Annotated in this window: 1 protein-coding gene; it reads left to right on the forward strand. The window is 51.4% G+C overall.

Translation table 11 applies throughout. The annotated features are described in order from the left end of the window. Positions 1-354: 354 nt before the first annotated feature. Complete coding sequence (locus F4V58_RS01015; protein ID WP_170252483.1) at positions 355-1,692, forward strand: lanthionine synthetase LanC family protein; 1,338 nt, start codon at positions 355-357, stop codon at positions 1,690-1,692. Positions 1,693-1,992: the final 300 nt, after the last annotated feature.

The raw sequence follows: 1,992 nt of genomic DNA on the forward strand, positions 1-1,992 counted from the left end.
TGACCCGAAATCGTGCCCCTGAATCGTGAGCAAGGTTGTGACACTGTTCGTGAGCAGAGCTATGACATCGTGTGTGAGCAAAGCTCTGACACATCACAGATCTTACGTTTGCTAGCCCACCCTCTGATAATAAGTAACGAAGAAGCATCGATTTTAGCTGCTGCAACCATCTGCCATGGCGGCGACGCTCGGATGTGGCCCGCAGAGGCAATGCAGATGCTCAGCGGAGATGTTCCAGCTTTTGCTTGCAATTTTCAGAGTACAACCTTGACCACCCTTGGAGGCCTAGCAATCCCTAAAGAGCTCGGGTCTGAAACCGCCTCTCTGGAGATTTCGCCCCAGCGGGCGGCAATCATGCGTGTTCGAGACGAACTTCCACAACAAGGTGTTTGGATTGAGCAAAAACGGTGGATTAATGCGGCGTTCCGCGCACGTGGGGCTGTACTGCCGGTAAGTTGTGTAGATGCTCTCAATCAGAAGCCTTTGGAGTTACGTGCCATTGACCGAATTATAAATAGTATCGGGAGCAACCCGGAAAGGGTATTCGGTGTGGATAGCCTCTCAGTACTAGTCGGGGAGGACTTTGACCGTGCCTGGGAACCCGGCGCCTGTGGCGATGAACTATATGGCGGGATGGCTGGGATTATTGATGTGCTACTGCTGCATGAAACGCCTCAATCTAAAGCGCTACTTCAACGTTGCCGTGAGTCCGGACTGAAATGGGTACGTGACACATGGAAAGTCGATTCTCTTTCTAGACTAGGAGTCTGGGATGGTGCCGGAGGCGTACTGCTTACCTTGATCCGGCTTCATCGAGGCCATCGGATACCAGAGGAGCTGATTTCAGCCGTTGAGCGTTACTCCCGTGCCGTGTTGTCCCTGCTTGAGAGGAACAAGACAAAGAGGAATGCACAAAATGATGATCATTTAACTCTTAACGATGCTATCCAAGAAGCTGAAATAATCGGCGGTGCGGCGGGGCGGATCCGCTTTTGGGTTGAGCTTACCGATCATGCGGATCCCAGGCTAGCCGCGATTGCGTCAACCACAGTTGAACGGGAACTCCTGGTTCTTAAGGAGGTTCTTCACCATGTAAGCGACCTAGATGAGATTGAACAGGATAATCGAGGCTATGCACATGGAGTCGCTGGTATCGTAGATACGTACTTGGGAGCTAGTCGTATGCTTGGGCGGGATCTTGATGAGGATAGCGCCGTAATTCGTAGGCATATTAAAGCAATGGGGGAGTGGCTGCAAGTACCATCAGAAGTTCCCCGTGGCTGGTGTCACGGATTAGCCGGATACGCGTTGACGCTGTGGGAGTGTGCCCAGGATAGGAATCATCGGGATGAAGCGCTCGGTGTCCTTAGCCTTGTTGTTGAGAATTTGACTCATGTGGATGAGGGAATTGGACCATCTTCTTGCCATGGTTCTGCTGGAATTGTAGAGACCTTAGATACAGTTTCTGTATACTACCAGGTTAGTGAAGCCCGGGAACAATACTGTAAGCGTATTCTTCGGCCTGCCCTTTCAGAGAAATCAAGCATTAAGGAAAGCGGTGCAGCAGCACTGATGTGTGGTTTGGCTGGGGTACTCGTCACTGTTTTGTCGCCCCAAAAGCCGTGCGGAGTTGTTAGCGCCCCCTGGCATCATAGGCCGTCCCGGTACTTCAGTGAACTTGCAGCTCGGTGAGAGAGCCAACGGGGATCTGTTTCATTCCCTTTGAGCTCGTTTGGAGTGGGCTAAGAATCAGGCCCTTACGACTTAAGCGGTTACCATCTGATTTTCGTGCTTGGCATTTCTCCGCAAATGCATTTTCGGTCATGTAGCCCAGTGCTGAATGCGGATGTTCATTATCATACCTATACCGCCACCACGTGATTCGTTCTTCGGGAGGGTGTCAGCAAATTTGTGTATGGGGCTGATTTATAGATATGGGGCGAATCGGTCTGGGTAGGCTACAGCGAGCTGATTGATGGCTTGGTTCCAGTT

The sequence above is a fragment of the Corynebacterium phocae genome (genome assembly GCF_008693075.1).
GTDB classification, from domain to species: Bacteria; Actinomycetota; Actinomycetes; order Mycobacteriales; family Mycobacteriaceae; genus Corynebacterium; species Corynebacterium phocae.

Bases quoted from the DNA above. Each gene is read 5' to 3' on its own strand.
- F4V58_RS01015 (WP_170252483.1), top strand. From the start codon at position 355: ATGCGTGTTCGAGACGAACTTCCACAACAAGGTGTTTGGATTGAGCAA.